Annotated in this window: 7 protein-coding genes and 1 pseudogene; 6 read left to right on the top strand and 2 right to left on the bottom strand. The window is 68.6% G+C overall.

The features are described from left to right. Nucleotides 1-127: 127 nt before the first annotated feature. Nucleotides 128-1,003 (bottom strand): annotated as a pseudogene (locus tag FV234_RS03685) (TIGR01244 family sulfur transferase); the annotation flags it as partial. 162 nt (nucleotides 1,004-1,165) lie between these two features. On the opposite strand from FV234_RS03685, the gene FV234_RS03680 reads away from it, so the two are divergent. From FV234_RS03680 to FV234_RS03655, 6 genes are read left to right on the top strand one after another with little or no spacing between them, the layout of a single operon-like run. Continuing rightward, nucleotides 1,166-1,816, top strand: coding sequence for a peroxiredoxin (locus tag FV234_RS03680; protein ID WP_187273572.1), 651 nt, complete (start codon nucleotides 1,166-1,168; stop codon nucleotides 1,814-1,816). Between the two features lie 2 nt (nucleotides 1,817-1,818). Beyond that, entirely contained in the window at nucleotides 1,819-2,709 is an 891-nt protein-coding gene (locus tag FV234_RS03675; protein ID WP_147828120.1) for an MBL fold metallo-hydrolase, read from the top strand. Then, nucleotides 2,706-3,113, top strand: a complete 408-nt coding sequence (locus tag FV234_RS03670) for a metalloregulator ArsR/SmtB family transcription factor (RefSeq protein ID WP_238270110.1) — start codon at nucleotides 2,706-2,708, stop codon at nucleotides 3,111-3,113. Before FV234_RS03675 ends, FV234_RS03670 begins: the two co-directional genes overlap by 4 nt. Beyond that, on the top strand, nucleotides 3,110-3,532 hold the full coding sequence (locus FV234_RS03665) for a YeeE/YedE family protein (protein ID WP_147828119.1): 423 nt from the start codon (nucleotides 3,110-3,112) through the stop codon (nucleotides 3,530-3,532). Before FV234_RS03670 ends, FV234_RS03665 begins: the two co-directional genes overlap by 4 nt. Then, a complete protein-coding gene (locus FV234_RS03660; RefSeq protein WP_147828118.1) occupies nucleotides 3,529-3,981 on the top strand; it encodes a DUF6691 family protein in 453 nt (150 codons plus the stop codon). The genes FV234_RS03665 and FV234_RS03660 overlap by 4 nt, the downstream gene beginning before the upstream one ends. Then, complete coding sequence (locus FV234_RS03655) at nucleotides 3,978-4,772, top strand: sulfite exporter TauE/SafE family protein (protein ID WP_147828117.1); 795 nt, start codon at nucleotides 3,978-3,980, stop codon at nucleotides 4,770-4,772. Before FV234_RS03660 ends, FV234_RS03655 begins: the two co-directional genes overlap by 4 nt. Nucleotides 4,773-5,099: 327 nt before the next feature. On the opposite strand, the gene FV234_RS03650 is transcribed toward FV234_RS03655, so the two are convergent. After that, nucleotides 5,100-6,716: a cyclic nucleotide-binding domain-containing thioredoxin-disulfide reductase gene (locus FV234_RS03650; protein ID WP_147753798.1), complete on the bottom strand. Its 1,617-nt coding sequence runs from the start codon at nucleotides 6,714-6,716 to the stop codon at nucleotides 5,100-5,102. Nucleotides 6,717-6,727: the final 11 nt, after the last annotated feature.

Here is a 6,727-nt window from a genome sequence, read left to right as displayed (position 1 = left end):
AAGACATCGACCTGACGCAGCTTGGCGACGATCTCTTCAGCCGTATGCTTCTTCCGTCCCATGAAAATATCCTCCACATGGCTTGAAGCCATACCTCAGGGAGGACCACTTTTCAGGAGGCAGGCCACAGGCCCTGGACCAGCTCCCAGGTATAGGGTGCGAGGTCGTACCGGTAGTTCGAGGTGACCCCGTTGCGCCCGAGGGTCTCGCTCAGTCCCTCGATGCCTCTCCAGTTCAGGGTCAGGCCGGACGCGACGATCAGGCGGTCGTAGGTGACGACCCGACAGCCCTCCAGGATGACGGCCTTCCTCTCCGGCTCGAAGGCCGCCACCGCCGCCTTGATCCAGCGGACCCCGTCGGGGATGAGCGAGGCCATCGTGCGCGCCGTCGTCGCCGGCTCGAAGACGCCGCCGCCGACCATGGTCCAGCCCGGCTGGTAGTAGTGCACGTCGGCCGGCTCGATGATGGCGATGTCGAGGTCGGGCTTGCGCGACCTCAGACTCGCTGCGACGGCGATGCCGCCGGCTCCGCCACCGACGATCACGACGGTGTGGCTCGCTTCTGCGCCGTCGGTCGGGACGCACCCCCCGGAGGCAATGCGCTGGACGCCGCCGTTCATGTCGTATCCCGCGGCCTTTGCCGTCGAGAGGATGGCGGACAGGGGGCGCCCGCGACGCCCCTCATTCAGGGACCAGAGCGTGGTGGATCGCGTGCCGGTACCGCAATAGGCGAGAACGGGTCCGGGCAGCGCCCGTAGCGTAACGCCGAAAGCCTCGGCGTCCGCATCGGTCACGGCTCCCGAGACCACCGGAAGGTAGCGCGTATCGAGACCCGCCTCCGTCGCCGCCCGCTCAATCTCGGCGAAGCCTGGTTGGTCGGCGCCCTCGCCGTCGGGACGGTTGCAGATGATCGACCTGAACCCGAGCCGTGCGGCCTCCGAAACGTCGGTCGGTCGTAGCTGACCTGTCACCGACAGGCCCTGATCGATCCGCTTCACGTCCATGATCAGGCCCCTCGTCGAGATTTCGCTATACTGATATATATATTGATATCCTTACATCCAAAAAATACATATTGACTTTCGACGCAAGGGAGAACACAGTGCAATTCTGAGGAGGCGCAGGACGCCTGAGACGGATGTCACTTCATGACTAGCGATAATGATATGCCGGTGGTGGCCGAGCGACCGGGATGCCCGCCACTCATCGGCGATAAGTCGCCGGCGTTCCGGGCCCGCACGACGATGGGTGAGCGAAGCCTCGACGCGTATCGCGGCCGATGGCTCGTGCTGTTCTCCCATCCGGCCGATTTCACACCGGTCTGCACCAGCGAGTTCGTCGCGTTCGCCAAAGCCTATGAGCGCTTCCAGGGCCTCGACTGCGACCTCCTAGCCCTCTCAGTCGATAGTCTCTCGTCGCACCTCGCCTGGAAGCACAGCATCGAGCAGCGCTTCGGCGTTCGGGTGCCGTTCCCGATCATCGAGGACCCGGCCATGGGCATCGCCCGCGCCTACGGCATGCTGCCGGCTCGCGCGACGTCCAGCGCCACCGTGCGCACCACCTTCGTGATCGATCCGGAAGGGACCGTCCGCGCGACCCTCGCCTACCCGATGACCGTGGGACGCAGCGTCGAGGAGATCGTGCGCCTCGTCTCCGCCCTGCAGGCCACCGACGCGTCCGAGGTCTCGACGCCGGAGGGATGGCATCCGGGCGAGCCGGTGCTGGCGACGCCGCCCCTCACGTTCGACGAGATCGCCGCCCCCGCCCAGGACACGGGCCAGGGCGCCGATTGGTACTACCGCCTGGGGAGACTTTGACCATGACCGGCGCCAGCCAACACCCCATCGTCGAGGGCTTCCACGAAAGGCGAACCGGCAGCATCCAATACGTCGTGGCCTGCCCGACGACGCGCCGCTGCGCCATCGTCGATCCGGTCCTGGATTACGACGAGAAGTCCGGTGCGACCGCGACGCGTTCGGCGGATGCGATCCTCGAACATGTGCGCGCCAACGGCCTGACGGTCGAGTGGATCCTCGACACCCATCACCATGCGGACCACTTTTCCGCGGCCCCCTACCTGAAGGCGCGGACCGGAGCGCCGACCGCCATCGGCGAGCGCGTCGTCGACGTCCAGCGGCTGTGGAAGGGGCTCTACAACCTACCCTCCGCCTTTCCCGTTGACGGATCGCAGTGGGACCGGTTGTTCGCCAGCGGGGAGACGTTCCGCGTCGGTGAGGTCGATGCGCGGGTGATGTTCTCGCCGGGCCACACGATGGCGTCGGTGAGCTACGTGATCGGCGACGCCGCCTTCGTTCACGATACGCTGTTCATGCCGGATTCCGGCACGGCGCGTTGCGATTTCCCCGGCGGAGATGCCGCCATGCTGTGGCGCTCGATCCAGGCGATCCTCGCCCTGCCGGCCGACACCCGGGTCTTCACCGGCCACGACTACGAGCCGAATGGCCGCATGGCGGCCTGGGAGAGCACCGTCGCAGAGCAGCGCGCCCACAACATCCACATGGTCGCGGCGAGGAGCGAAGCCGAGTTCGTCGACCTACGGAACGCCCGCGACGCCGCCTTGCCGATGCCCAAGCTCATCCTGCACGCGCTTCAGGTCAACATCCGGGGCGGCCGCCTTCCGGAGCCCGAAGAGAATGGCCGACGCTACCTCAAGGTCCCCCTTGATACCCTCGAAGGAGCCGCCTGGTGAGCAGCGAGCCGACCAAGGCGCCGGACCTCTCCGAGGAGACGGCGACAATGGTCGCCGACTTTCTCAAGGTGGTGGCGAACCCGAACCGCCTCCGCATTCTGTTCTTCTTGGCTAAGGGGGAGCACGCGGTATCCCAGATCGAGCATGAGCTCGGCATCCGCCAACCGACGCTCTCGCAGCAACTCGGCGCCCTACGCGAGGCGGAGGTTGTCTCCACCCGGCGGGATCACAAGGTGGTGTACTATCGACTGACGGACCCGCGCATGCTCGCGCTGCTGTCGGCCATGGAAGACATCCTCGTCTCCTCGCGCCCGATCCGCCGCGTCCCGCCGCGCACTGTCGAGGTCCGCGCCCGCACGCTGGGCCAGGCGGCGGTGTTCGGGCGCGTGGGGGACGAGGCCTGAGCTTCGTCCTCACACCGCTTGCCGGGGGCGCCCTCATCGGCGCCTCGGCGGCCCTGCTCCTCCTCGCAAACGGACGGATCGCGGGCATCAGCGGCATCGCCGGCCGTCTCCTCGGTCGCTGGGACGGCGACGCCGCCTGGCGGATCGCGTTCCTCGTCGGATTGCTGCTCGGCCCAATGCTTTACCGTGGCGTCGCCGGGCAATGGCCGGCGGTCCGCATCGACGCACCGTGGCCGATGTTGATCCTCGGCGGCCTTCTCGTCGGCTACGGCACCCGGCTCGGCTCCGGCTGCACCAGTGGCCACGGGGTCTGCGGCCTCGCTCGCCTATCGCCCCGCTCCCTCGCAGCCGTGGCGACATTCATGGCGTTCGCGATGGCGACCGTGTTCCTGGTGCGGCACGGGGGCCTGTCCCGATGAACGCTTCCCGCATCGTGGCGGCGCTCGTCGCCGGGCTGCTGTTCGGATTTGGCCTCGCCCTGTCCGGCATGATGGACCCCGCCCGCGTGCTCGGTTTCCTCGACGTCGCCGACGCCTTCGACCCGACCCTGGCGTTCGTGCTCACAGGCGCGGTAGCCGTCTCGGCGCTTGGCTATGGGCTGAGACGCGGAATGACCCGTCCCTTTCTGGCGGACCGGTTCGAGGTTCCCGCCGGCCGCCGCCTCGATCCGAAGTTCCTCGGTGGCGCCGCCCTGTTCGGCATCGGCTGGGGTCTCGCCGGCCTATGCCCCGGACCCGCGCTTGCGGCCCTCGTCCTCGGGCTGCCCGACGTGGCGATCTTCGTGGCCGCGATGCTCGGCGGAATGCTTCTTCACCGCCTGACCGCGATCCGGGGCTCCGGCGTGGCTCACGGAGCGACCACGCCATGACCGCGCTGCCTGCCCTCCTGTCAGGTGCCGGCGTCGGCTTCACCCTCGGCCTGATCGGGGGCGGCGGCTCGATCCTCGCCACTCCCCTTCTCCTCTACGTCGTCGGCATGTCCCAGCCCCACCTCGCCCTCGGCACGGGGGCGCTGGCGGTCGCAGCCAATGCCACGCTGACGTTCGGTGGTCATGCACGCGCGGGCAACGTGCGCTGGCGGTGCGCCATTGTCTTCGCTCTCGTGGGCGTCCTCGGGGCCCTGGTCGGGTCGACCCTCGGCAAGGCCGTGGACGGTCAGCGACTCCTGTTCCTGTTCGCCATCCTGATGGTCGTTGTCGGCATCCATATGCTTCGCTCCGGGCGAAACGGCGGTCCAGCCCTGGATAGCGCGCCGGCCGAGGGATGCGGGCCGATGCCGACGGCGAAGGTGCTCGCCGTGGCGTTCACGGTCGGAATCCTTTCGGGCTTCTTCGGGATCGGCGGAGGCTTCCTCATCGTGCCCGGCCTCGTCTTCGCGACGGGGATGCCGCTGATCAACGCGGTCGGCACCTCGCTTTTGGCGGTTGGCGCCTTCGGGCTGGCCACGGCGGCGAACTATGCGCTGTCCGGACTCGTGGACTGGATCGTGGCCGCCGAGTTCATCGCCGGGGGCCTCGCCGGTGGTTTCTTGGGAATGCGGCTGGCCGGCCGGCTGGCCGCGTACAAGGGGCTGCTCAACCGGATCTTCGCCGGGGTCATCTTCGTGGTGGCGGGATACATGCTCTATCGCAACGTCGGCGCCCTGACCCATCCGGCCTGATCGGTATCGGCATTTGCGCCCTGCCGCATGCTTGCGTCCCAACCTCTTCATACGCAATCGATGAAACGGTTCGGGAAACGAGACGAACGCCAGGTGGCCTGCCCCCCGGACATCGATCGCGAGGTCGGTGCTTTCGCACCCGCCCGCGCGCTCTGGATCGGCCCAAACGGCTTCCAGTCGTCGTCCGGACGGCCTTCTCGCTGCGCTCGATGAGCCGACATGTCGGTCCCGGGCACAAAAACCATATCGAATTGGCGGGTGAAGGACCTCGGCGTCCGGTCGCGTTGCAGGCGGCTCTTCACCGACGACTTTGAGCGCGCGGGCGACTCAACGCCGGACGTAGTCCCAGACCTTCGAGATGACGACCGATCCTTCGCCCACGGACGAGGCGACGCGCTTGACCGAGCCGGCGCGGACGTCGCCCACCGCGAAGATGCCCGCGTGTGACGTGGCATACGGCGAGTTCGCGCCGACCGCCTCTCCGGTCAGCACGAAGCCGTGGTCGTCGAGGGCGATGAGGCCCGAGAGCCAGCGCGTGTTGGGCGCCGCCCCCACCATGACGAACACGGCGCAGGTCACGACCAGGCGCACCGTCCCGTCCGCCACGTTTCGGACGCTCACCGCGTCGAGCCGGTCGTCGCCGTGCAGGGCGCTGACTTCGGTGCCGTACTCGATCGTGATCGCCGGGTCCGCCTCCAGGCGGCTGGACAGGTATTGGGACATCGAGGCCGCCAGCGATTGCGCGCGCACCACGAGGCGGACGTGCCGGGCCGAGCGGCTGAGGAACATCGCCGCCTGTCCCGCGGAGTTGCCGCCGCCGATGACGACGGTCTCGGCGTTGCGGCAGTAGCGCGCCTCGATGTCGGTCGCCGCGTAGTAGACGCCCGCGCCCTCGAACGCTTCGAGCCGGTCGATCGGCAGGCGCCGGTATTGGACGCCGGTCGCGACGACGACGGCGCGCCCGCGGACGCGCTGCCCGTTCTCGAAGGTCGCGCAGAAATCGCCGTCTTCGAGCCGCTCGAGCTTGGCCACCCGTCGCGGCATGGCGAACCGCGTCCCGAACTTCATCGCCTGGACCTCGCCGCGCCAGACCAGGTCGGCACCGGAGATCCCGGTCGGGAAGCCCATGTAGTTCTCGATGCGGCTCGACGTGCCGGCCTGGCCGCCGACCGCGACATCCTCGACCACCAGGGCGCGAAGCCCTTCCGCGCCCGCGTAGACACCCGCCGCCACGCCGGCCGGGCCGCCGCCGACGACGATCACGTCGAAGGCCTCGTCGTCGATCAGGTCGTAGTTGAGGCCGAGCAGGTCGGCGACCTTGTCCGGCGTCGGCTCCGTCACGACCACGTCGCGCCCGAAGATCACCGCCGGCCGGTCCGCGCGCGTCGCGCAGCTTTCCGCGACGGCCTCGGCCTCCGGGCTACCGAGGGCGTAGGATCGGTAGGGGAGGCGGTTGCGGCTCGCGAACTCGGCGATCCGCCGAACCGCCCGGTCGTCGTCCTCGCCGATCAGCACCAGGGTGCCGTCATGGGTGTCGAGCTGCCGCCGCCGCCGCGCCGAGAGCACCGTGATGACGATGTCCGACATCTCGGGGATCTCGGACATCAGCCGCAGCATCTCCCGCCGCGGCACCTCGATCACGGTGGTGTCCTGGACCGCCCGCATCGGCATCGACCAGTTCCCGCCGTTCAGGAACGCGATCTCGCCCATGAACTGCGTCGGCCCGAGGGTCGAGGGCAGGTGCCGCGCACCGGTGAAGGGGTTCACCACCTCGATCTCGCCCGCCTCGACGTAGACGAAGCGGTCGGCCCGTTCGCCGGCGCGCACGAGGAAGGTGCCGGCCGGGTAACGCCGCTCGACGCCGGCAGCCTGGAGCGCGGCGATGTGCGACGCCGCGAGGGGGATGCGCTGCATCTCGCTCAGGTCCCGGCCGATCGTCTCCATGTCGTCAACTC

Origin of the sequence: Methylobacterium sp. WL8 (assembly GCF_008040045.1) — a bacterium.
In the GTDB taxonomy this organism is placed as follows: Bacteria; Pseudomonadota; Alphaproteobacteria; order Rhizobiales; family Beijerinckiaceae; genus Methylobacterium; species Methylobacterium cerastii.
This window is presented reverse-complemented; position numbering and strand designations above follow the sequence as displayed.